Here is a 20,378-nt window from a genome sequence, read left to right as displayed (position 1 = left end):
TTGGAGCTCGCCGGACCCTGCCGGGCCGGCTACGAATCCTGCGGAGGTCTCATGTCCCGCTCGCTGCGTGAGGTCGTCTTCGTCGACGGCGTACGCACTCCCTTCGGCAAGGCCGGCCCCAAGGGCATCTACGCCGAGACGCGCGCCGACGACCTCGTCGTCCGCTGCATCCGCGAGCTGCTGCGCCGGAACCCCGAGCTGCCCGCCGACCGGGTCGACGAGGTGGCCATCGCCGCCACGACCCAGATCGGCGACCAGGGCCTGACCCTGGGCCGCACCGCGGCGCTGCTCGCCGGGCTGCCGAAGTCCGTTCCCGGTTACTCCATCGACCGCATGTGCGCCGGCGCCATGACCGCGGTGACCACCACCGCATCGGGCATCGCCTTCGGTGCCTACGACGTCGCCATCGCCGGCGGTGTCGAGCACATGGGCAACCACCCCATGGGCGAGGGCGTGGACCCCAACCCGCGGATCATCAGCGAGAAGCTGGTGGACCCCTCCGCGCTGGTCATGGGCTCCACCGCGGAGAACCTGCACGACCGGTTCCCGCACCTGACCAAGGAGCGCGCCGACGCGTTCGCGCTGGCCAGCCAGCAGAAGTACGCCAAGGCGCTCGCCAACGGCAAGATCGGCCCGGAGCTGGTCACCATGGCGACCCGCTCGGCGGAGAACGGCTGGGGCGTCGCGACCGTCGACGAGCCGCCGCGGCCGCAGACCACCCTCGAGGGCCTGGGCACGCTGAAGACGCCGTTCCGCCCGCACGGCAACGTGACCGCCGGTAACGCCGCCGGTCTCAACGACGGCGCGACCAGCTGCCTGCTGGCCGCCGAGGACGTCGCCGAGGAGCTCGGCCTGAACATCGGCATGCGCCTGGTCGGCTACGGCTTCGTCGGCGTCGAGCCCGAGGTCATGGGCATCGGCCCGGTCCCCTCCACGGAGCGGGCACTGGCCCGCACCGGGCTGACCATCGAGGACATCGGCCTGTTCGAGCTGAACGAGGCCTTCGCCATCCAGGTGCTGGCGTTCCTCGACCACTTCGGCATCGCCGACGACGACGAGCGCGTCAACATGTGGGGCGGCGCCATCGCCGTCGGCCACCCGCTGGCCTCCTCCGGCGTCCGCCTGATGACCCAGCTCTCGCGGCAGTTCGCCGAGCGCCCCGACGTCCGCTACGGCCTCACCGCCATGTGCGTCGGCCTCGGCATGGGCGCCACCGTGATCTGGGAGAACCCCAACTGGGAAGGGGCGGCGAAGTGACTGCTGTCTTCGAGAACGAGGTCGTGACCGAGGCCAAGGTCCGGTTCCTGAACCTGCCGGGGCTCTCCGGCGAGTTCGCGCTGATCACCATCGACAACGGGCACGACCACACCCGTCCGTCGACGTTCGGCCCCGGCGGGCTGGCCTCGCTGGACGCCGCGCTGGACGAGATCGCCGCACACTCCCCCGCCCCCGCGGCGATCGGCGTGACCGGCAAGCCGTTCATCTTCGCCGTCGGCGCGGACCTCTCCGGCGTTCCCTCGGTGACCGACGAGTCGGCCGCCCGCGAGATCGCCGGGACCGGCCACCGGGTGTTCCGCCGGCTGAAGGACTCGTCGGTCCCGACGTTCGCCTTCGTCAACGGCGTGGCCCTCGGTGGTGGCCTGGAGCTGGCGCTGCACTGCCACTACCGCACCATGAGCGGCGGCGCGGCCGTCGGCTTCCCCGAGGCGTTCCTCGGGCTGGTCCCCGGCTGGGGCGGCACGCAGCTGCTGCCGAACCTGATCGGCATCGACGCCGCCGTCACGGTGATCGTCGAGAACGCCCTGGCGCAGAACAAGATGACGCCGGCGCCGAAGGCAGCGTCGCTCGGCATCGCCGACGCGCTCTTCGAGCCGGCCGACTTCCTCGAGCGCTCGCTCGAGTGGGCCGTCGGCGTGCTCGGCGGCTCGGTGTCGGTCGACCGCCCCGAGGTGGACCGCTCGGCGTGGGACGACGCGATCGCGCGCGCCCGCGGCGTCGTCACAGCCCGTACCCGGAACGCCTCCCCCGGCGCCGTGCGCTCGGTGGACCTGCTGGAGCTGGCGAAGGCCGGCGTGGACGGCGAGGCCTTCACCACCGGCACCGCCGCCGAGGACGACGCGCTCACCGAGCTGCTGATGAGCGACCCGCTGCGGGCCTCGCTCTACTCCTTCGACCTGGTGAACAAGCGGGCCAAGCGGCCGGCCGGCGCGCCGGACAGGAAGCTGGCCCGCAAGGTCAGCAAGGTCGGCGTCGTGGGCGCCGGGCTGATGGCCTCGCAGCTGGCGATGCTGTTCGTGCGGCAGCTGAAGGTGCCGGTCGTGCTGACCGACATCGACCAGGCCCGCGTGGACAAGGGCGTGGCCTACGTGCACGGCGAGCTGGACAAGCTGGCCCTGCGTGGCCGACTGAACCAGGACAAGCTCAACCAGCTCAAGGCCCTGGTCACCGGCTCGCTGTCCAAGGACGTCTTCGCCGACGCCGACCTCGTCATCGAGGCCGTGTTCGAGGAGATGTCGGTCAAGCAGCAGGTGTTCGCCGAGGTGGAGGCGATCGTCTCCCCCGAGTGCGTCCTGGCGACCAACACCTCGGCGCTGTCGGTGACCGAGATGGCCTCCAAGCTCCAGCACCCCGAGCGCGTGGTCGGCCTGCACTTCTTCAACCCGGTCGCCGTCCTCCCGCTGCTGGAGGTCGTCCGTGCCGAGCAGACCGACGACGCGTCGCTGGCCACCGCCTTCGCCGTCGGCAAGTCGCTGAAGAAGAGCTGCGTGCTGGTCGCGGACGCCCCGGCGTTCGTGGTCAACCGCCTCCTCACCCGCTTCCTCGGTGAGGTCACCGCAGCCGTGGAGCAGGGCACGCCGGTGGAGGTCGCCGAGCGCGCCCTCGACCCGCTGGGCCTGCCGATGACGCCGTTCGAGCTGCTCTCGCTCGTCGGCCCCGCGGTGGCGCTGCACGTGGCCGAGCGCATGCACGAGGCGTTCCCCGACCGGTTCGCCGTCGGCGAGGGTCTCAAGCGGATCGTCGAGCTGGGCAAGGCGAGCGTCTTCACCGAGCCGGGCGTCGTCGACCCCGAGCTGGCCGAGGCGTTCACCGGCGACTCCCCGCTCACCGCGGAGCAGGTGCACGACCGCGCGGTCGAGGCGCTGGCGCAGGAGATCCGGCTGATGCTCGACGAGGGCGTCGTGCAGGCCGCGCAGGACATCGACCTGTGCATGATCCTCGGCGCGGGCTGGCCGTTCTGGCTGGGCGGCATCACCGCCTACCTGGACCGGACCGGCGTCTCCGAGCGGGTGACCGGCTCCCGGTTCCTGCCGCAGGGCGTGGCTTCGCTCCCCGCCTGATCCCGAACCCGAACGGCCCGGCCCCCTCAGCGTGGAGGGAGCCGGGCCGTTCGTCGTTCCGGGGACCGCGGGTGCCGCAGCGTGGGCGCCGGTGCCGCCCCGCAGCGCGGCACTCGCGCCCGTACCGCGGCACCGGCCGCGGCCAGATGGGAGTGAGGCCGGCGGACCACCCACAGACGGCGCACTCCGTCATCCGCGGCGGGAGCCGCGGTGTGGGTGCCAGTGCTGCCCTGCAGCGCGGCACTCGCGCCCGCACCGCGGCACCGTTGCCCTCGCACATGCCGGCCCTCCGAACTGACACGATCGGCGCGTGACCCTGACGTTCCGCGACGAGGTGCGCGGGCCGGCCTTCCTCGAGTTGCTGCTCGCCCTGACGCCGAGGGCGCGGACGGTCGGGCTGGTGCAGGACGACGCGGACCCGACGCCCGCGGCCGAGGCGCTCGCCGAGGCGCTGGGTGACGCGCTCCTCCGGCGGGTGGAGTCGCGCTCATGGCCGGGGTCCGAGATCCCCGACTGGGCGCCACCATCCGTCGTCCGCACGTATCGCTACGACGATGACGTCGCACGCACGCTCTACCGCGCCTGCCCCGCGATGTACCGCTGGCAGGCCCGCGCGCTGCCCGTCGACCTGCACCTCACCGATGGACGCGGACGAACGGTGCTGGGAACGACGACGTCGGAGGACGACACGTGGGTGGACATGCGCATGGCGGACTGACGCGGGCTGGTCGCGGGAACCCGATGGTTGCGACGGGTACGCGTACGCGACGACCGAGGCTGACCGGGCCCGCAGCCCGTCAGCGGAACTTGGCGGTGAGGCTGTCCATGGTGCGGTTCACCGAGGCGACCTTGATGTGGGAGAGGCCCGCGTTCGCGCCGGCGGCGAGCATCGCCTCGTGCGCGGCTCGCAGCGTCGCCCACACCTCGTCGGCCTCGCCCTCGAGCGTGGTGCCGAGCGCCCCGACCTCGTAGCGCAACCCCGACGCCTGGAGAACGGCGATCGCCGCCTCCACGTGCGCGTGCGGGTCCTCGTCAGTGCCAGGAGGCGACGGTGCCACCTGGATCTCCGCGATGATCACTGGAACTCCTGGTGAGGCGATGGAACCGACCCCGTCGCAGGGCCCACCACGAGCCTGTGGGTGGTGGGGGCGACGGGGTCCTTCTCCTACTGCTGGGCGCCGTCCACCGGCTCGACGACGTGGTTGTCGGTCCGCTCGACGAGCCGCGAGCTCCACTCGGCGATCCGGCGGGCGACGTCCTGCTCGGTCAGCCCGGCGTCGGCGAGCACCTGGCCGCGGCTGCCGTGGTCGAAGAACTGCTGCGGCAGCCCCATCGACCGCACGGGCACGTCGACGCCGCGGTCCTGCAGCGCCTGGGTGAGGGTGGTGCCCACTCCCCCGGCCCGGCCGCCGTCCTCGACGGTCACCACGAGCCGGTAGCCGGCAGCCAGGTCCAGCAGCTGCGGCGCCACGGGCAGCACCCACCGCGGGTCGACGACGGTGACGCCGATGCCGTGGTCGGCGGCCCGCTCGGCGGCGGCGAGGCACATCGGCACCATCGAGCCGACGGCGACGAGCAGCACGTCGCGCCGCTCGTCGTTCCGCAGCACGTCGACCGGACCGCGCCGCTCCAGTGCCGGGATGTCGACCGGCGGGGCGCCCTTCGGGAAGCGGACGACGGTCGGCCCGTCGGTGACGGCGACCGATTCGCGCAGCGCCTCCCTCAGCGTCGACTCGTCGCGGGGCGCGGCCACGCGGATGCCCGGGACCACCGACAGGATCGACAGGTCCCACATGCCGTTGTGCGAGGCGCCGTCGGTACCGGTCACGCCGGCCCGGTCCAGGACGACGGTCACCGGCTGCTTGTGCAGGGCGACGTCCATGAGCAGCTGGTCGAACGCCCGGTTGAGGAACGTGGAGTAGACGGCGACGACGGGGTGCAGGCCGCCCATGGCCAGACCGGCCGCGGAGGTCAGCGCGTGCTGCTCGGCGATGCCGACGTCGAAGGTCCGCTCCGGGAACCGCTCGGCGAAGGCGGCCAGGCCGGTCGGGTGCAGCATCGCCGCGGTGATGGCCACGACGTCGGAGCGCTCGGCCCCGATCCGCACCAGCTCGTCGGAGAACGCCGTCGTCCAGTCGCGGGCCGCGGCGACGCTGGCGCCGCTGTCGGGGTCGAAGACGCCGGTGGCGTGCCAGGCGTCGATCTGGTCGGTCTCGGCCGGCGGGTAGCCGAAGCCCTTCGTGGTCACCGCGTGCACGATCACCGGGCCGCCGAAGGAGCGGGCCCGGCGCAGCGCGGACTCCATGACCTCGACGTCGTGCCCGTCGACCGGACCGACGTACTTCATGCCGAGGTCCTCGAACATGCCCTGCGGGGACAGGACGTCCTTGAGGCCCTTCTTGATGGCGTGCAGCGCGTCGTAGAGGGCGGAGCCCACGACGGGCGCCTTGTGCAGGGCCTGGCGCACCTGCAGCAACGCGTTCTCGTAACCCGGACGCAGCCGCAGGGTGGCCAGCGCATCGGCGACGCCGCCGATGGTCGGCGAGTACGACCGACCGTTGTCGTTGACGACGATGACGACCGGCCGGTCCTGGGCGGCGGCGATGTTGTTCAGCGCCTCCCAGGCCATGCCGCCGGTGAGCGCGCCGTCGCCGATCACGGCCACGACCGGCCGCTTGTCGTCCCGGACGGCGAAGGCCTTGGCCAGGCCGTCGGCATAGGACAGCGAGGTGGAGGCGTGGCTGTTCTCGACCCAGTCGTGCTCGCTCTCGGCGCGGCTCGGGTAGCCCGACAGCCCGCCGCGCTGACGCAGCCGCTCGAAGCCCTCGACGCGGCCGGTGAGCATCTTGTGCACGTAGGACTGGTGCCCGGTGTCGAAGACGATCGGCTCCCGCGGGGAGTCGAACACGCGGTGCAGCGCGATGGTCAGCTCGACGCAGCCGAGGTTGGGGCCGAGGTGGCCGCCGGTCTTCGCCACGCTGGTGACCAGGGCGTCGCGGATCTCCGCCGCGAGGGCGGGCAGCTGCTCGGCCGGGAGGGCACGCAGGTCCTCCGGGCCCCGGAGGGATCGCAGGATCGGCACGGCGCGGCGGTGTCCTCTCTCAGGGGCGGCGCGACCCGGACGCAGGCCGCCGGTTCACTGTAGACGCGGAAGGCGACCTGGCCCCGGTGAGCGTGGTCCGTGTGAGCACCATCGCCGGTCAGAGCCGGGGCACCCACCGCTCGCCGCGCAGAGCGCCCCCGACCACCTCGACACCGCGACCGGCGGCGGCCAGCCGGGCACCCTCCCGCTCGTAGGCGGCTATGGCGGCCTCGATGGCCTCGGCCGGGAGCTGGTCGGCGAGCTCGACCCGGACCGTCCGCCAGCCGCGGCGGGCGGCCTCCAGGCCGGCGGCGACGTGGTCGGCGGCGAAGCGCGCGAGCAGGACCGGATAGCGGCGGAGCACCTGGTGCGCCCGGTAGTCGGGCGGCACGAGGTCGTAGAGCCAGGAGACGGCGGTCCGCTCCCAGTCGGGCGCACCGGGCGGACGCACCTGCTCCGGCCACCCCGGCGGCACCGTCCCGTCCACCGCACCATTGTGCCCCATCGATCGAACAACTGTTCGACCGCGGGGCCGGTGTCTCAGCTGGAGGACTGCCGCTTCAGCCAGAACTGCTCGAAGCCCCAGGTGCCGGCGCCGCTGGAGTGGTAGCTGACCAGCTCCCAGCCGTCCGCGCCGAGCGCGTTGAGCACCGCACTGACGTCGCCCTGCTGCCGTTCCGACTGACCGCCGGGGAGCTTCACGCTCACCCCTGCGCGCTGGGACTCGGCGTCGTTGGCGGTGATGACCGAGGCGTATTCCCACGTGGGCACATCCGGAACGTTAGCCGGTCGGCTCCCCAGCCCTGCAGCGAAGGCCCCCGGCCAGCCGTCGGACCAGCGGTCAGCCGATCCCGACGGCGATGACCGGCGCGGCCGAGGGCTTCAGCCAGCGCATCACCGAGGCCAGGCTCGCCCGGTCGATGGAGACGCACCCACCGGTCGCCGAGGCGTTGGCGACGTGCAGGAAGAAGGCCGAGCCGGCGCCGGGCACGACGGGGGCGCGGTTGTAGTCCATGACGACGGCCAGGTCGTACACGGCGCCGATGCGGTGGAGGTTCTCACTGACCCGCTCGTCGAACGGACAGCGGCCCACGGCGCACTGCGCGTACTGGTTGTAGAGGGGGCTCCGGGTGTCGCTCACCCACCAGTCGTCGCCGTCGACCCGCCGGTACGGCAGCACGGTGCCCGGGTTCGCCTGCCGCCCGAACGCCTCGGACATCCGCCACGTGCCGGCCGGGGTGCGCGCACTGCCCTCGCGCGCGGTACCGATCCCGGCGCTCCCGACCCGGGCCTGGATGGGGCCGAGGACCGCGACCCACGAGCTCCCCCGCTTCTCCCAGGCCGTGAACGTCGCCGTGGTCGAGCCGGCGGACGGCGCGACGACGGTGAGCGCCTGGGTTCCGGGCGGGTTGACCCCGAGGGGCAGGGCCCCGCCACCGGCGACCGGTGCGCCCGTGACGACGGCGCCGCCGGCGGGTGTCCAGGTGATCCGCCCGTACTGGAAGTTCTGCGCCCGCCCACCCGGGACGACGTACTCCGAGGAGGTGGGGAAACCGAGCGCGCTGTTCTCGTACCCCAGCGACCCCCACCGCCCGCGGATGGCGCCGAGGATGCTGTGCGCGCCGGTGGCCGGGGACCAGTAGACGGCGCCACCCTGGAAGAGGTTGTAGGCACCCTGCCCGTTCGGCGTCCGCACCTCACCGGTGGTCGGGAAGCCGAGCGGACCGTTCTCCGTCCCCTGCGCCGCCCAGACGTTCCGGATGTCGCCCCACACCGGGTGGGCACCCGTGGCCGGCGACCAGATGATCGAGCCGCCCTGGAAGTGGTTGTAGGCGCCGGGCCGCGTCGGCGTCGCCGTCTCGGAGGTCGTCGGGAAGCCCAGCCTTCCCGTCTCCCAGCCGAGCGCGCCCCAGGCGCCGCGGATCGCCCCGCCGACCTGGTGGGCACCGGTCGCCGACGTCCAGTAGATGGCGCCGCCCTGGAAGAGGTTGTACCGGCCGCCCGGCACGGGCGTGGCCAGCTCGTCGGTCGTCGGGTAGCCCAGCTTCCCGGCCGGACCGCCGAGGGCCAGGTAGCGCTGCAGGATGGAGCCGACCACGTGGTGGGTCCCCGTCGCCGGGGAGGAGTACGCGGTCGCCGACGCGGCCGGCATGCCCGAAGCGAGCGCCGCGAGGACCACCGCTGCCGCCACCGCCAGTCTCGGAGCACGAGCTCGGCGTGCGTGACCTGACCTGCGGAACTGCATGCGACTCCCCTGCCCCTGCGCCTTCTGGCGCCGGGACACTATGCGGATACCGCTCGGTTCAGCAACGAACGAACCTGCCCTGTCCCGCTCGTCCCGGACGTCACACGCGAGCCGCGACGACCGGGTAGGGGACTCAGCGGCCGGGGACGTCGCGGAGCAGTTCCGCCAAGCGGTCGGCGATGCGCTGGTGCCCCGCGTCGTTGGGGTGGATGGCGTCGGCCCAGATCGTGGGGTCCGCCGGATCCGTCCAGTTCAGCGCCGCCACGTCGACGAACCGGAGGCCGGCCGCGGTCGCAGCGGCTTCGATCGTCCGGTTGATCCCGTCCATCGTCTCGACCGGGGTGCCAGGGTTGTACGACGCGCCCAGGACGAGCACCTGGGTGTCCTCCCCCACCTCGGCGGCGAGCCGGGCCAGCGTCTCCGTCGCCGCAGGCGCCAGCACGTCCAGCGTGCTGTGCCGCTCGTTCAGGCTGCCCTGGACGACGAGGACGTCGCTGTCGAGGGCCACCGCCCGGTCGATCCGCTGGGCGAACGTGCTCCCCTCGCCCGGCCGCGCGTACCCGCTGCCACTGACGCCGAGCACCTGGTAGTCCCAGCCCAGCGCTTCGCCGGTGCGGGGGGCGTAGCCGTGCAGCCCCGTCGCTCCGCGCCCCTCGGTCCAGGAGTCGCCCAGGAAGACGACCGACGGGTCATCCACCTCCGCCACCGGCTGCTGGGCCGCCGCGGCCTGCACCTCCGGCTGAGCACCGGCCATGACGAGAGAGGCGGCCACGAGCGCCCCGCAGATCCCGCTGACGACCACGACCCACCACGGCGCCCCCCGACGCTCCGCTCTCATGCCAAGGACCGTAGGCACTGTTTTCACACTGAGTCACGACAGATCATCCCATCGTGGCAGCTCCTCCGCGCCCATCACCGACGATCTATTGCACAGACCTCACCGTGCGTCACGGCTCACCGGCAGGAACGACCGCGGCCGCTCAGGCCGACGTCGGCACCAGCAGCGCGACGCACTCCACATGGGCGGTCATCGGAAAGGCGTCGTACCCGCGGATCTCGGCGAGCCGGTAGCCGGCCTCGGCGAAGGCGGCGACGTCCCGGCCGAGGGCCGCCGGATCGCAGGCGACGTAGACGACGGCCCGCGCACCGGTGCCGGCGATCTGCCGGCTGACCGCCTTCCCCGCCCCCGCGCGCGGCGGGTCGAGGACGACGACGTCGGGCGCCGCGCCCAGCTCGGCGAGCAGCTCCTCGAGCCCCTCGGCGTCCACCATCCCCTGCCAGACCTCGGCCTGCGGGAGCGCGGCGAGATTGGCGTCGGCGGCGGCGCAGGCACCGGGGTCGGACTCCACGCAGACGACCCGGCCGCCCTCGCCCACGAGCGGGGCCAGCGCGCCGCCGAACAATCCGGCACCGGCGTACAGATCGAGCACGCTCTCCCCCGGCGTGACCGCCGCGAAGTCCTCGACCGCGGCCACGAGGGCATCGGCCGCGGCGGGGTGCACCTGCCAGAAGCCGGTGCCCTCGACCTCCCAGTCACGGCCGCCGGCCCGGCGCTCGGCCCGCCCGGCCGGTTCGGCAGGGAGCTCCTCGCCCGCCTGCCGCACCTCGGCGAGCTGCGGCCGCCCCTGGCGGTCCAGTCGCGCCGTGGTGACGGCCCCGGTGGAGTCGATCGACACGTCGACCGCCCCGGAACCCGGCCAGCTGCGGGCCAGCACCGCCTGCGCGGCCGGCTCCACGGTGATCGGGCAGTCGTCCAGGACGACGACGTCGTGCGAGCGGTGCCGCCGCAGCCCCGGCGCCCCGCTCCCGTCGACGGCGAACCGGGCCCGGGACCGCCAGCGCAGCGGTCCGCCCGGGAGCTCCTCGACCACGAGCTCGGCGACCACCGGGTCCGCGGCGTCCAGCCCGCCGAGGCGCACCAGCTGCTCGCGGACGACGGAGGCCTTGAGCCGGCGCTGCTCGTCGGGGTCGACGTGCTGCCAGTCGCAGCCGCCGCACTTCCCGGGCCCGCTGTACGGGCACGGCCGCTCGACGCGCGCCGGGGCTGCCTCGAGCACCTCGATCGCGTCGGCGCGGCAGAAGCCGGGATGCCGGTCCTCGGTCACCCGGACCCGCACCCGCTCGCCGGGAAGCGTGTGCCGGACGAAGACCACCCGACCCTCGTGCCGGGCCACGCAGTGCCCGCCGTGCGCGACGGGCCCGACCGTCACCTCGAACTCCTGCCCGACCCACCCGAGCCCACGGTTCGGCCGCCCTTCAGGGCCCCGCGGCGAGCGTGCGAGTCGTGGGGGGAAGGGTGGTCCTTCAGCCATACGGCGTCACGTCGGTCTGGTCGTCGGTGAAGCCGCGACGCAGGTCGCCCGGGGCCGGTCCGCCCCGCCGTAGCTCGACCTCGTCCTGCCCGATGCTGCTCTCCAGCTGCCACGGCACGGTGGTGATCATGACGCCGGGCTGGAACTGAAGGCGGGCACGCAGCCGCAGCGCGCTCTGGTTGTGCAGGATGTTCTCCCACCAGTGGCCGACGACGTACTGCGGCACGAAGACGACGACGAGCTCGCGGGGGCTGTCGCGGCGGATGCCCATCACGTAGTCCAGCACCGGGCGGGTGATCTCGCGGTACGGCGACTCCAGGACCGTCAGCGGCACCGGGATGTCGTAGCGCTCCCACTGCGTCTGCAGGGCGCGGGTCTCGGCGTCGTCCACGTTGACCGTCAGCGCGGTCAGCGCGTCCGGCCGGGTGGCGCGGGCGAAGGACAGCGCGCGCAGCGTGGGCTTGTGCACCTTGGAGACCAGGACGACCGCGTGCACCTTGCTCGGCAGCGTGCGCGAGTCGGAGTCGGGCTTCAGCTGGTCGGACACGTGGCAGTAGTGCTTGTAGATCGCCTTCATCAGGACGAAGAGCACCGGCATGGCCAGCAGCACCAGCCAGGCGCCGTGGGTGAACTTGGTGACGACGATGATCGCCAGCACCGTCGTGGTCAGCGACCCACCGACGGCGTTGATGATCTGCGAGCGGCGCATCCGTCCTCGAGCCGCGGGCTCGGCCGTCTTCATCTCCCGGTTCCAGTGCCGCACCATGCCCCACTGGCCGATGCTGAAGCTGGTGAAGACGCCGATGATGTAGAGCTGGATCAGGCGGGAGACGTCGGCGTCGAAGGCGACGATCAGCAGCGCGGCGAAGCCGGCGAGCACGAGGATGCCGTTGCTGTAGACCAGCTTGTCGCCGCGGGTGTGCAGCTGGCGGGGCATGAAGCGGTCCTGCGCGAGCACCGAGCCCAGCAGCGGGAAGCCGTTGAACGCGGTGTTGGCGGCCAGGATGAGCACGAGGGCGGTCGCGGCCTGGATGACGTAGAAGCCGACCGAGCCGTCGCCGCCGAAGACCGCCGCGGCGAGCTGTGCGATGACGGTGCGCTGCGGCTCGGTCTCGCAGTCGGCGAAGCCGTTCAGGTCGCAGGGGTGCTCGACGTACTTCACGTCGGCCAGCAGGGCCAGCGCCGTGACGCCGACGAACATGGTGGCCGCGATGCCGCCCATCAGCGCGAGCGTGGTCGCGGCGTTCCTGCTCTTCGGGGCCCGGAAGGCGGGCACGCCGTTGGCGATCGCCTCGACGCCGGTCAGCGCGGTGCAACCGGAGGCGAAGGCCCGCAGCGCGAAGAAGACCAGCGCGAGGCCGGCCATCTGGGTGTACTCGGGCTCCGGCGTCACCGAGTAGTCGGAGCTCTCGGCGGCCAGGGTCCCGTCGGTGACGAAGTACCGGATCAGGCCGGTCACGATCATCACGAGGATGCCGCTGATGAAGAGGTACGTCGGCAGGGCGAAGGCCCGGCCGGACTCGCGGACGCCGCGCAGGTTGGCTGCGGCGAGCAGTGCCACGAGGCCGACGGCGATGAGCACCCTGTGCTCGTTCAGCGACGGGAACGCCGAGATGATGTTGTCGGTGCCCGCCGAGACCGACACCGCCACGGTCAGCACGTAGTCGACGAGCAGCGCGCTGGCCACCACGAGGCCGGCGAACTGCCCGTGGTTCTTCATCGCGACCTCGTAGTCGCCACCGCCCGACGGATAGGCGTGCACCACCTGGCGGTAGGACAGCACGACCGTCACCAGCAGGACGACGACCACCGCGGCCAGCCACGGCGCCAGGTACAGGAACGCCGTCCCGGCCAGCGTGAGGACGATGAGGATCTCCTGCGTGGCGTACGCCACGGAGGAGAGCGGGTCGCTGGCGAAGATGGGCAGGGCCAGCCGCTTGGGCAGCAGGGACTCCCCTGCACGGTCGCTGCGGACGGGCCGCCCCAGCACGAGGCGTTTCGGGAGTTGTCCGAGGTCGGACAGGCTTGGCACGGCGGCGATCGTACGTACCCCGGGCCCCTCCGCGGCGGTGACTCGGCACACCCCGCCCCGACCGAGGGAACCTGCCCACCTGCGCCCTCGGAGAGGTGGTCCGGGTGTAGCTTCGCGCCCGGTGACTTCGCGGGCGGACGGCGCCCGCGCAACCGATGCAGGGAGTGACGCGTGCACGTGGTCGTGATGGGCTGCGGCCGTGTCGGCTCGGCCATCGCCCGACGGCTGGAGCAGATCGGGCACAGCGTGGCCGTGATCGACCAGGACCCCGAGGCTTTCCGCCGACTGGGCCCGGAGTTCGCGGGACGCCAGATCACCGGTCTCGGCTTCGACCGCCAGACCCTGCTCGACGCCGGCATCGACTCCGCCGGCGCGTTCGCCGCGGTCAGCAGCGGTGACAACTCGAACATCATCAGCGCCCGCGTCGCCCGCGAGACCTTCGGCGTCCAGCACGTCGTGGCCCGCATCTACGACTCCAAGCGCGCCGAGGTCTACGAGCGCATGGGCATCCCGAGCGTCGCGACGGTCCCCTGGACCGTGAACCGGCTGCTGCGCGAGCTGCTGTCGGTCAAGGTCAGCGAGCTGTGGCGAGAGCCCACCGGCAAGGTCCTCCTGATGCGCGTCACCGTCACCGAGGCGTGGGTCGGCCGCCGGCTCGCCGAGCTCGAGGCCGCGACGGGCGCGCGCGCGTCGTGGCTGGTCCGGTTCGGGGAGGCCCAGCTGCCCAGCACGACCACGGTGCTGCAGGACGGCGACCAGCTCGTCGTCGCCGCCACCGACGAACTGACCGCGCAGGTCCACGAGGTCGTCGAGCAGGGTCCGCGCGGAGGAGAGCACTGATGCGGGTCGCCATCGTCGGGGCCGGCGCCGTCGGCCGCTCCATCGCCGGGGAGCTGCTGGAGAACGGCCACGCCGTCATGCTCATCGAGAAGGACGGCCGCAAGGTCCGGACCCGCTCGGTGCCGGGTGCCGAATGGGTGCAGGCCGACGCGTGCGAGGTGTCCTCCCTCGAGGAGGCCCAGCTGTCGACCTGCGACGTCGTCGTGGCCGCCACCGGTGACGACAAGTCCAACCTCGTCGTCTCCCTGCTGGCCAAGACCGAGTTCGCCGTGAACCGCGTGGTCGCCCGGGTCAAGGACCCGCGCAACGAGTGGCTCTACACGGAGGCCTGGGGCGTCGACGTCGCCGTCTCCACCCCCCGGGTGCTCGCCGCCCTCGTGGAGGAGGCGGTGAGCGTGGGCGACGTCGTCCGGCTCATGAGCTTCCGCAAGGGCGCCGCCAACCTGGTCGAGATCACCCTCGGGGACGACACGCCCTGGGTCGGGCACCCGCTGCGCGACGTGCCGCTCCCCCGCGAGACGGTGCTGACCACGATCCTGCGCGGCGACCGGGTCATCACCCCCAGCCCGGACGAGCCGCTGGAGTCCGGCGACGAGCTCCTGTTCGTCTCGCACGGTGACACCGAGGACCAGCTCCAGCAGGTCTTCGCGCCGGGCGGACCGGGCTCCGTCGCCGGCTGACGAAGGACCTCCTCCTCCCCACCGCGCGCACGCTCGCGGCGGTGCCCTGGAGGGGGCCGCCGGTCAGGTCGCGGTGCGGTGGCGGTGCAGCCGGGCGACCACCCACAGCGTCACCAGCAGCACGACGGCGGTGAGCGGCAGGCCCAGGATCACGGAGAACGTGCCGAGCAGCTCGACGTCGTCGGCCAGGTAGTAGATCCACTGCACGCCGGCGCGCAGGAAGAAGCTGGCCGCCCACAGCACCGTCAGCCACGCGTAGGCGCGGAGCAGCCGCGGGTCGTCGCGCCAGTGCCGCTCGGGCGCAGCGTCGGCCGCCGTCCCGGCGTCGGCCGAGCTCTCCGTGTCCTCGTCCGGCCGGGACCGCTGCCACGGTCGGGTGCGCCCGGCCAGGGATCCGACGTGGCTGGGCGCGAGGAACTCCGCCGCCACGCCGACCAGCGGCCAGCGGAACGGGATGGAGCCCAGCAGCACGACGCCGACGGCGAGGCTGCGCACGATGCCGAGGACGAAGTAGTCGCGTGCCTGGCCCGACGCCGAGGCGATGGCGACGGCGATGCCCACGGCGAACAGCCCGCTGACCGCCTGCTGGATGCTCTCCCGGCGGACCAGGCGGAGGATGAAGACCACCAGGGCCGCGACGACGGCCGCCCAGACCCCGGTCCGCAGCCCGTCGATGCTGTTGGCGACGACGAAGGCCACGGTGGGCAGGGTCGCGTCGACCATGCCCCGCCAGCCACCGAGCTGCTCGAGGACCATTTCGCGGTCCATCAGCGGGGCCGGCCGCTCCGTCGCGTCCGCCGCGCGGTCGGCCACGCCGTCGTCCGGGCCTGCTGAGGTCACGCTCGTCTCCCTGTCCTGCCCCGGCTCCGCTCCCGTGCCGGGTGGATCAACCGGCGCCGAGCTCGTACCAGGGGTTGTAGATGACCTGCCGGCCGTCGAAGGCGGCGAACCGGCCGCGCGCGGTGAGCGAGCGCCCGGGCTCGATGCCCGGGATCCGCCGCCGGCCGAGCCAGACCAGCGTCACCGAGCCCGAGCCGTCGAACAGCTCGGCCTCCAGCGTCGGGACCGTCTCGCGCGGGGTGTAGACGACGGACTTGAGGCGGCCGGTCACGGTCACGACCTCGCCCTTGCGGCAGGCGCTGACCCGGTCGCAGCCGGCGCTGGCCGACCCGTCACGCAGCTCCTGGGCGTCGATCGCCTGGTCGTCCGCGGTGATCCGCTGGATCGTGCGCGACCACCAGCCGGTGGATCGGGTCTCCGTCACCGCTCCAGCGTAGTGCGGTCGGGCGCGGAGGCGGCCGTCCCCCGGCGCCGTCGTCGCGCGCCGCTCAGGCGGGTCCGGCCCCGGGCTGCTGACCGGCCGCCTGCTGCTGTTGCTGCAGCTGCGCCGCCGCCTGGGCCGGCAGCGTCAGGGAAAGCGGCTCGCGCACCGGCATCGGCTCGGTCCCGCGGACGACCACGATGCCGCGGAAGGCGTTCTCCAGCTGCGACTCGGCAGCTCGCGCCTCGTCCTCCACCGGTCCGCTGAGCAGGCCCCGGAGGAACCAGCGCGGCCCGTCGACGCCGAAGAAGCGGGCGTGCCGTCGCAGCGGCTGTGGCGCCGGCTGACCGGGCTGCGCGGCGGCGGCCGCCATCATCGTGCCGGTCAGCTCGATCCCGAACGGGCCCTCGATCTCGCGCAGCGACGCCCCCTGACCGGAGGCGCTGCGCGCGAGCTCCGTGCGGACGTCGTCCCAGATGCCCGCGGCCCGGGGGGCGGCGAAGGCCGAGACCTGGAGCAGCGACTCCCCGGAGCGCAGGGTCGCCGCGATCACCTTCTGCTGCTGGTTGAGCTCGACCCGCAGATCCATCCCGGGCAGCGCGGGGAGCCGGAGCGCACCCAGGTCGATGCGCGCCAGTCCGTCCTCCGGTGCGTCCGCCTCGTCCCACGGGCCGGTGGTGGCCTCGACGTCGCGGACCCGCTGCTGCGGCTCCGGGGGCACCCCGCGCTCGCGCAGGCTGCGGTCGATGCGGTTGCGCCGTCGTCCTAACGGCATGTCAGTTCCGCCCCTCGCGTGCTGATGGATCGTGGCGTGCTGATGGATCGGCGGAGTGGTGCCCGCCGGTGGAGCCGTGCCCGCCCTCGCCCCGCTCGGAGACCGGCAGCTCGGCGACCGGCACGAACCGGGCGCGGGCGACCGGCTGCACGACGAGCTGGGCGATGCGGTCGCCCCGGCTCAGTCGCAGGGTCGCCCGGGGGTCGAGGTTGATCAGGTTCACCTTGATCTCGCCGCGGTACCCCGCATCGATGGTGCCCGGTGCGTTCACCACGCTCAGCCCCAGCCGGTGCGCGAGCCCCGACCGCGGATGGACGAAGCCGGCGTACCCGTCCGGGATGGCCACGGCGATGCCCGTGCCCACGAGGCGGCGCTCGAACGGCGCCAGCTCGACGTCCTCCGCCGCGGTCAGATCGGCACCGGCGTCACCGGGCATCGCGTACTGCGGCACCGCACCGTCGGGGGTGGTGAGCAGGACCGGGACGTCCGGCTCGGTGACTGGCTCGGGCACGTCGGCGACCCTATAAGCAGAAGGACCCCGTCCTCCTCCCCCCTCGCAGGCTCGGGGGCGAGCCTCTGGACGGGGCCGAGGTCGCGGCCCCGCAGGGACGCCGGTCCTCACAGGTACCGGCGGAGGTCGGCCAGGACCCGGCGGGCCAGGATCTCGGTGGCCCGCCGGTTGCCCCGCCCTGCGAGCGCGGCGCCGATCAGGAAGGGCGCGGCCGACGGGACGGCGCCGGCGAGCCGCCGGGTCAGCCGGCGCCGCAGGGCACGCATGCCCGCGGCGCCGAGGATCGAGCCCAGGTCCGTGCCCTGCGTTCCGACGGCCCGCTGCTCCGACCACGCGGCGAGGTAGGCCTCGCCCCGCGCCGCGGCGTCGCCGGGTGGCCGGTGGCCGTGCAGTTCGTGGAGTTCGGCGATCAGCGAGATCTCCACGGCCGCGACCAGCACGGTCTCGGCACCGAGCTCCAGCGGCACGGCGACCAGGGACGGCGGGGCGAACCAGTGCGCGGCCGACAACCCGCCGACCGCTGCACCGACCCCGGAGGTGAGCCGGGCGGCGCGCTGCACCAGCGCGTCGGCGATCTCCGCATCGGAGGCGCCGGGATGGGCGGCCTGCAGGCGCTCGCGGTCGCGCACCGGGAGCCGGGGCGCGGTGACGGCGAGCAGCTCGCCGAGGAGGGCGCCCGGGCTGCGACCCGGGGAAGGCTGCGTCTTCCCGGGGCCGTCGGCAGGGTCGGCCGCGGTGTCGCCCGCGGGACCGGCGTTCCCGAAGGCGCCGGCAACAGCTCCGGCCACCGCGCCGACGACGTCGCGCAGCCCACCGGCGGTCGAGCGCGCGGAGGTGGAGCCGGCCAGGCCGGCGACGGCCTCCGCGACCGCGCGCCCGGCCCGGGCGAGGGGGCTCTCCTCGGCCGGCTCCGGCGGAGGCGGGGAGACCGGCCGAGGCGGCGGCACGTCACGAGGCGCGCCGGTGCGCCGCGTTCCCTCGCTCATCGGGCCCCCTCAGAAACGGATGGAACGGCCCCGGTGCAGGGCCCCACCACGAGCCTGCGAGTGGTGGGGGGCACCGGGGTCCTTTCAGGCGCAGTCGCGGCAGAAGTTCTGGTTGCCCTTGGTGGAGGTCAGCCGGCTGCGGTGCTGCACGAGGAAGCAGCGCGAGCAGGTGAACTCGTCTTCCTGCTTGGGCAGGACGCGGACGGTGAGCTCCTCGCCGGACAGGTCGGCGCCGGGGAGCTCGAGGTTCTCGTTGAAGTCCGTCTCGTCGACGTCGACCGAGGAGGACTGCGCCTCAGCTCGCCGAGCCTTGAGCTCCTCCAGCGAGTCCTCGCCGAGCTCGTCGGTCTCGTTGCGGCGTGGGGCGTCGTAGTCGGTGGCCATGGGGGGTGCCCCTCCTCCGGGTTTCTCGGGCGTCGCGCCCGTTCGTCTGACGCGGCGCCGGGTGCGGCGTCGTCGTCCTTCCGGTCGCCGGTAGGCGGCCGGTGGGTCTGTGAGCGGAGCCCGCTCTCGGGGCCCCCTCCACCCGGTCCTCCTCGCGGAGACCCGGCAGCCCCCCAACGCCGACGGGGCCCGGTTTGTGCCCGCTTCCGGAGAGGCGACACATCGGGCCCGCGGACGGTCGGGCAGGCGGCGGAGCCGCAGAGGTTACCCTGCCGCCGTGGTGACTTCCCCGGGTGCCGATCCAGCCGTCGTCGGCCCGTACCTGGCCTCCGTGCTGGGAGACGAGAAATGGCGCTCCGTCACCGTCGACCTCATCGCCGCGGGTATGTCGAACCTCACCTACGTGGTCACGCCCGCGGGCGGGTCGGCGGACGACGCCGTGATCCTGCGGCGCCCGCCGACCGGCGCGGTGCTGGCGACTGCGCACGACATGGCCCGCGAGCACCGGGTCATCTCCGCGCTGGGTCCGACGCCCGTGCCGGTGCCGCACACGCTGCACCTCTGCACCGACACCGCGGTGCTCGGAGCGCCGTTCTACGTCATGGAGCGCGTCGTCGGCATCCACGTCGTCAGCGAGTTGCCTGCCGGGCACGCCGACGCCCCCGAGCAGCGCCGCGCGATCGGCGAGGTGCTGGTCGACACCCTGGCCGATCTGCACTCCGTCGATCCCGCCGCGGTCGGCCTGGCCGACTTCGGCCGCCCCGAGGGCTTCCTGGCCCGCCAGGTGCGCCGCTGGACCACCCAGTGGGAGGCGACCCGGGACCGCGACCGGCCGGACCTGGATGCGCTCGCCGCCCGCCTGGCCGCCACGGTCCCCGAGACCCGGCGCGCGGGGATCACGCACGGCGACTACCGCCTGGACAACTGCCTGCTCGACCCGTCCGAGCCCGGCCGCATCAAGGCGGTCCTGGACTGGGAGATGTCGACGTTGGGCGACCCGCTCACCGACATCGGGATGATGTTCGTCTACTGGCCCGAGGCCGGGGAGCAGCGCCCCTCGACGCTCAGCCCGGTGACGACGCTTCCCGGCTTCCCCACCCGGGTCGAGGTGGCCGAGCGGTACGCCGCCCGCACCGGGACCGACCTGTCCGACCTCAACTGGTACGTCGGGTTCGCCTTCTTCAAGTTCGCCGCGATCATTGCCGGGATCCTCGCCCGCTCGGCCGCGGGCGCCATGGCCGGCAAGGACACGGCCGGCTACGCAGAGCGGATCGGTCCGTGCGTCGAGCTGGGACGCGCCGCACTGGAGGACGGTGCGATCTAGGAGCGGGCCGCGCCCCTAAGCTCCGGGCAACAGCCGCCCACCGGCACCTCGTCGAGGAGATCGCAGTGACCGAGCGCATCGCCGCCCGCCCCTCGGTGCGCCCGAGGAGCGGTCGCCGTCCGCTGCCACCGCTGATCTTCCTGCTGGTGCTGGCCCTCGCCGCGGGGGCCGTCTGGTGGACCGTCGTCCGCCAGGACAACGCCCGGAACGCCGAGGAGGCCGCAGCCTGCGCGGACGCCGAGAAGGCGCCGCCGGCGCTCGATCCGGGCACCGTCTCCATCCGGATCTACAACGCCACCGACGAGGGCGGCCTGGCCCAGCGGGTGGCCGATGACCTGCGGGGTCGCGGCTTCACCGTCGGCGAGGTGGCCAACGACCGCAGCGAGCGCGAGGTCGAGGGTGTCGGCGAGGTGCGGTTCGGCTCGCGCGGCCGGGACCAGGCCCGGTTCGTGGCCGCCCACCTGCCCGGTGCCGGCGACCACCAGGACACCCGCGCCACCGCCGAGGTCGACCTGGTGCTGGGGCCGGAGTTCACCGCCCTCGCCTCCAACGACGAGGTCGCCGCCGCGGTCGCCGAAGGAGCCGACGCCCCGCTCGGCTGCTGAGCC

General features: G+C 73.5%; 21 protein-coding genes. 7 read left to right on the top strand and 14 right to left on the bottom strand.

Going from position 1 to position 20,378, the window contains the following annotated elements; all coding sequences use genetic code 11:
* The first annotated feature begins 51 nt into the window (after positions 1 to 51).
* The 3 genes from LBW97_RS18230 (at position 52) to LBW97_RS18220 (ending at position 4,056) form a co-directional block, all read left to right on the top strand.
* Positions 52 to 1,257, top strand: coding sequence for a thiolase family protein (locus tag LBW97_RS18230; protein WP_224500782.1), 1,206 nt, complete (start codon positions 52 to 54; stop codon positions 1,255 to 1,257).
* Positions 1,254 to 3,338, top strand: coding sequence for a 3-hydroxyacyl-CoA dehydrogenase NAD-binding domain-containing protein (locus LBW97_RS18225; protein ID WP_224500781.1), 2,085 nt, complete (start codon positions 1,254 to 1,256; stop codon positions 3,336 to 3,338). The genes LBW97_RS18230 and LBW97_RS18225 overlap by 4 nt, the downstream gene beginning before the upstream one ends.
* 310 nt (positions 3,339 to 3,648) lie before the next feature.
* On the top strand, positions 3,649 to 4,056 hold the full coding sequence (locus LBW97_RS18220) for a hypothetical protein (protein WP_224500780.1): 408 nt from the start codon (positions 3,649 to 3,651) through the stop codon (positions 4,054 to 4,056).
* A gap of 79 nt (positions 4,057 to 4,135) precedes the next feature.
* On the opposite strand, the gene LBW97_RS18215 is transcribed toward LBW97_RS18220, so the two are convergent.
* The 8 genes from LBW97_RS18215 to LBW97_RS18180 all read right to left on the bottom strand — a co-directional run bounded on the left by LBW97_RS18215 (position 4,136) and on the right by LBW97_RS18180 (position 13,009).
* On the bottom strand, positions 4,136 to 4,417 hold the full coding sequence (locus tag LBW97_RS18215; protein WP_224500779.1) for an MTH1187 family thiamine-binding protein: 282 nt from the start codon (positions 4,415 to 4,417) through the stop codon (positions 4,136 to 4,138).
* Between the two features lie 86 nt (positions 4,418 to 4,503).
* Positions 4,504 to 6,420, bottom strand: coding sequence for a 1-deoxy-D-xylulose-5-phosphate synthase (gene dxs, locus LBW97_RS18210; RefSeq protein ID WP_224500778.1), 1,917 nt, complete (start codon positions 6,418 to 6,420; stop codon positions 4,504 to 4,506).
* 118 nt (positions 6,421 to 6,538) lie between these two features.
* Positions 6,539 to 6,907 carry a hypothetical protein gene (locus LBW97_RS18205; RefSeq protein ID WP_224500777.1) on the bottom strand — a complete coding sequence of 123 codons (369 nt, stop codon included), beginning with the start codon at positions 6,905 to 6,907 and terminating at the stop codon, positions 6,539 to 6,541.
* Between the two features lie 53 nt (positions 6,908 to 6,960).
* Positions 6,961 to 7,191 carry a DUF4177 domain-containing protein gene (locus tag LBW97_RS18200; RefSeq protein WP_224500776.1) on the bottom strand — a complete coding sequence of 77 codons (231 nt, stop codon included), beginning with the start codon at positions 7,189 to 7,191 and terminating at the stop codon, positions 6,961 to 6,963.
* Positions 7,192 to 7,261: 70 nt separating this feature from the next.
* Positions 7,262 to 8,611, bottom strand: a complete 1,350-nt coding sequence (locus LBW97_RS18195) for a L,D-transpeptidase family protein (RefSeq protein ID WP_224500775.1) — start codon at positions 8,609 to 8,611, stop codon at positions 7,262 to 7,264.
* Between the two features lie 187 nt (positions 8,612 to 8,798).
* Positions 8,799 to 9,503, bottom strand: coding sequence for an SGNH/GDSL hydrolase family protein (locus LBW97_RS18190; protein ID WP_224500774.1), 705 nt, complete (start codon positions 9,501 to 9,503; stop codon positions 8,799 to 8,801).
* A gap of 142 nt (positions 9,504 to 9,645) precedes the next feature.
* Positions 9,646 to 10,977, bottom strand: coding sequence for a class I SAM-dependent RNA methyltransferase (locus LBW97_RS18185; protein WP_255601424.1), 1,332 nt, complete (start codon positions 10,975 to 10,977; stop codon positions 9,646 to 9,648).
* Positions 10,970 to 13,009: an APC family permease gene (locus tag LBW97_RS18180; protein ID WP_224500772.1), complete on the bottom strand. Its 2,040-nt coding sequence runs from the start codon at positions 13,007 to 13,009 to the stop codon at positions 10,970 to 10,972. Before LBW97_RS18180 ends, LBW97_RS18185 begins: the two co-directional genes overlap by 8 nt.
* A gap of 171 nt (positions 13,010 to 13,180) precedes the next feature.
* On the opposite strand from LBW97_RS18180, the gene LBW97_RS18175 reads away from it, so the two are divergent.
* Both LBW97_RS18175 and LBW97_RS18170 read left to right on the top strand, forming a co-directional pair.
* On the top strand, positions 13,181 to 13,849 hold the full coding sequence (locus tag LBW97_RS18175; protein WP_224500771.1) for a TrkA family potassium uptake protein: 669 nt from the start codon (positions 13,181 to 13,183) through the stop codon (positions 13,847 to 13,849).
* Positions 13,849 to 14,529 (top strand): TrkA family potassium uptake protein, encoded by a 681-nt coding sequence (locus tag LBW97_RS18170; protein WP_224500770.1) that lies wholly within the window; start codon positions 13,849 to 13,851, stop codon positions 14,527 to 14,529. The genes LBW97_RS18175 and LBW97_RS18170 overlap by 1 nt, the downstream gene beginning before the upstream one ends.
* A 63-nt stretch (positions 14,530 to 14,592) precedes the next feature.
* Here the strand turns inward: LBW97_RS18170 and LBW97_RS18165 are convergent, their stop codons facing one another.
* From LBW97_RS18165 to LBW97_RS18140, 6 genes are all read right to left on the bottom strand, one after another.
* Positions 14,593 to 15,369, bottom strand: a complete 777-nt coding sequence (locus LBW97_RS18165; protein ID WP_224500769.1) for a DUF3159 domain-containing protein — start codon at positions 15,367 to 15,369, stop codon at positions 14,593 to 14,595.
* 46 nt (positions 15,370 to 15,415) lie between these two features.
* A complete protein-coding gene (locus LBW97_RS18160) occupies positions 15,416 to 15,793 on the bottom strand; it encodes an OB-fold nucleic acid binding domain-containing protein (RefSeq protein ID WP_224500768.1) in 378 nt (125 codons plus the stop codon).
* 64 nt (positions 15,794 to 15,857) lie between these two features.
* Positions 15,858 to 16,565, bottom strand: a complete 708-nt coding sequence (locus tag LBW97_RS18155) for a DUF3710 domain-containing protein (RefSeq protein ID WP_224500767.1) — start codon at positions 16,563 to 16,565, stop codon at positions 15,858 to 15,860.
* 1 nt (position 16,566) lies between these two features.
* A complete protein-coding gene (dut, locus tag LBW97_RS18150; RefSeq protein ID WP_224500766.1) occupies positions 16,567 to 17,076 on the bottom strand; it encodes a dUTP diphosphatase in 510 nt (169 codons plus the stop codon).
* A 107-nt stretch (positions 17,077 to 17,183) separates the two neighbouring features.
* Positions 17,184 to 18,062: a hypothetical protein gene (locus LBW97_RS18145; RefSeq protein ID WP_224500765.1), complete on the bottom strand. Its 879-nt coding sequence runs from the start codon at positions 18,060 to 18,062 to the stop codon at positions 17,184 to 17,186.
* An 84-nt stretch (positions 18,063 to 18,146) separates the two neighbouring features.
* Positions 18,147 to 18,446, bottom strand: a complete 300-nt coding sequence (locus tag LBW97_RS18140) for a DUF4193 domain-containing protein (RefSeq protein WP_224500764.1) — start codon at positions 18,444 to 18,446, stop codon at positions 18,147 to 18,149.
* A 277-nt stretch (positions 18,447 to 18,723) separates the two neighbouring features.
* Here LBW97_RS18140 and LBW97_RS18135 point away from each other — a divergent pair, with 277 nt between their 5' ends.
* Positions 18,724 to 19,770 (top strand): phosphotransferase family protein, encoded by a 1,047-nt coding sequence (locus LBW97_RS18135; RefSeq protein ID WP_224500763.1) that lies wholly within the window; start codon positions 18,724 to 18,726, stop codon positions 19,768 to 19,770.
* 65 nt (positions 19,771 to 19,835) lie between these two features.
* The gene (locus tag LBW97_RS18130; protein ID WP_224500762.1) at positions 19,836 to 20,375 is read left to right on the top strand and encodes a LytR C-terminal domain-containing protein; all 540 of its coding nucleotides are present in this window, start codon (positions 19,836 to 19,838) and stop codon (positions 20,373 to 20,375) included.
* The last annotated feature ends 3 nt before the right edge of the window (positions 20,376 to 20,378 follow it).

This window comes from Blastococcus sp. LR1 (genome assembly GCF_020166105.1).
Lineage (GTDB): Bacteria > Actinomycetota > Actinomycetes > Mycobacteriales > Geodermatophilaceae > Blastococcus.
Note: the sequence above shows the minus strand (reverse complement) of the source record. Positions and strands in the feature narration are given on the sequence as shown.

Coding starts and splice junctions, on each gene's coding strand:
- LBW97_RS18230 (WP_224500782.1), top strand. CDS start 52: ATGTCCCGCTCGCTGCGTGAGGTCGTCTTCGTCGACGGCGTACGCACT.
- LBW97_RS18190 (WP_224500774.1), bottom strand. CDS start 9,503: ATGAGAGCGGAGCGTCGGGGGGCGCCGTGGTGGGTCGTGGTCGTCAGC.
- LBW97_RS18185 (WP_255601424.1), bottom strand. CDS start 10,977: ATGGCTGAAGGACCACCCTTCCCCCCACGACTCGCACGCTCGCCGCGG.
- LBW97_RS18170 (WP_224500770.1), top strand. CDS start 13,849: ATGCGGGTCGCCATCGTCGGGGCCGGCGCCGTCGGCCGCTCCATCGCC.
- LBW97_RS18155 (WP_224500767.1), bottom strand. CDS start 16,565: ATGCCGTTAGGACGACGGCGCAACCGCATCGACCGCAGCCTGCGCGAG.
- LBW97_RS18145 (WP_224500765.1), bottom strand. CDS start 18,062: ATGAGCGAGGGAACGCGGCGCACCGGCGCGCCTCGTGACGTGCCGCCG.
- LBW97_RS18140 (WP_224500764.1), bottom strand. CDS start 18,446: ATGGCCACCGACTACGACGCCCCACGCCGCAACGAGACCGACGAGCTC.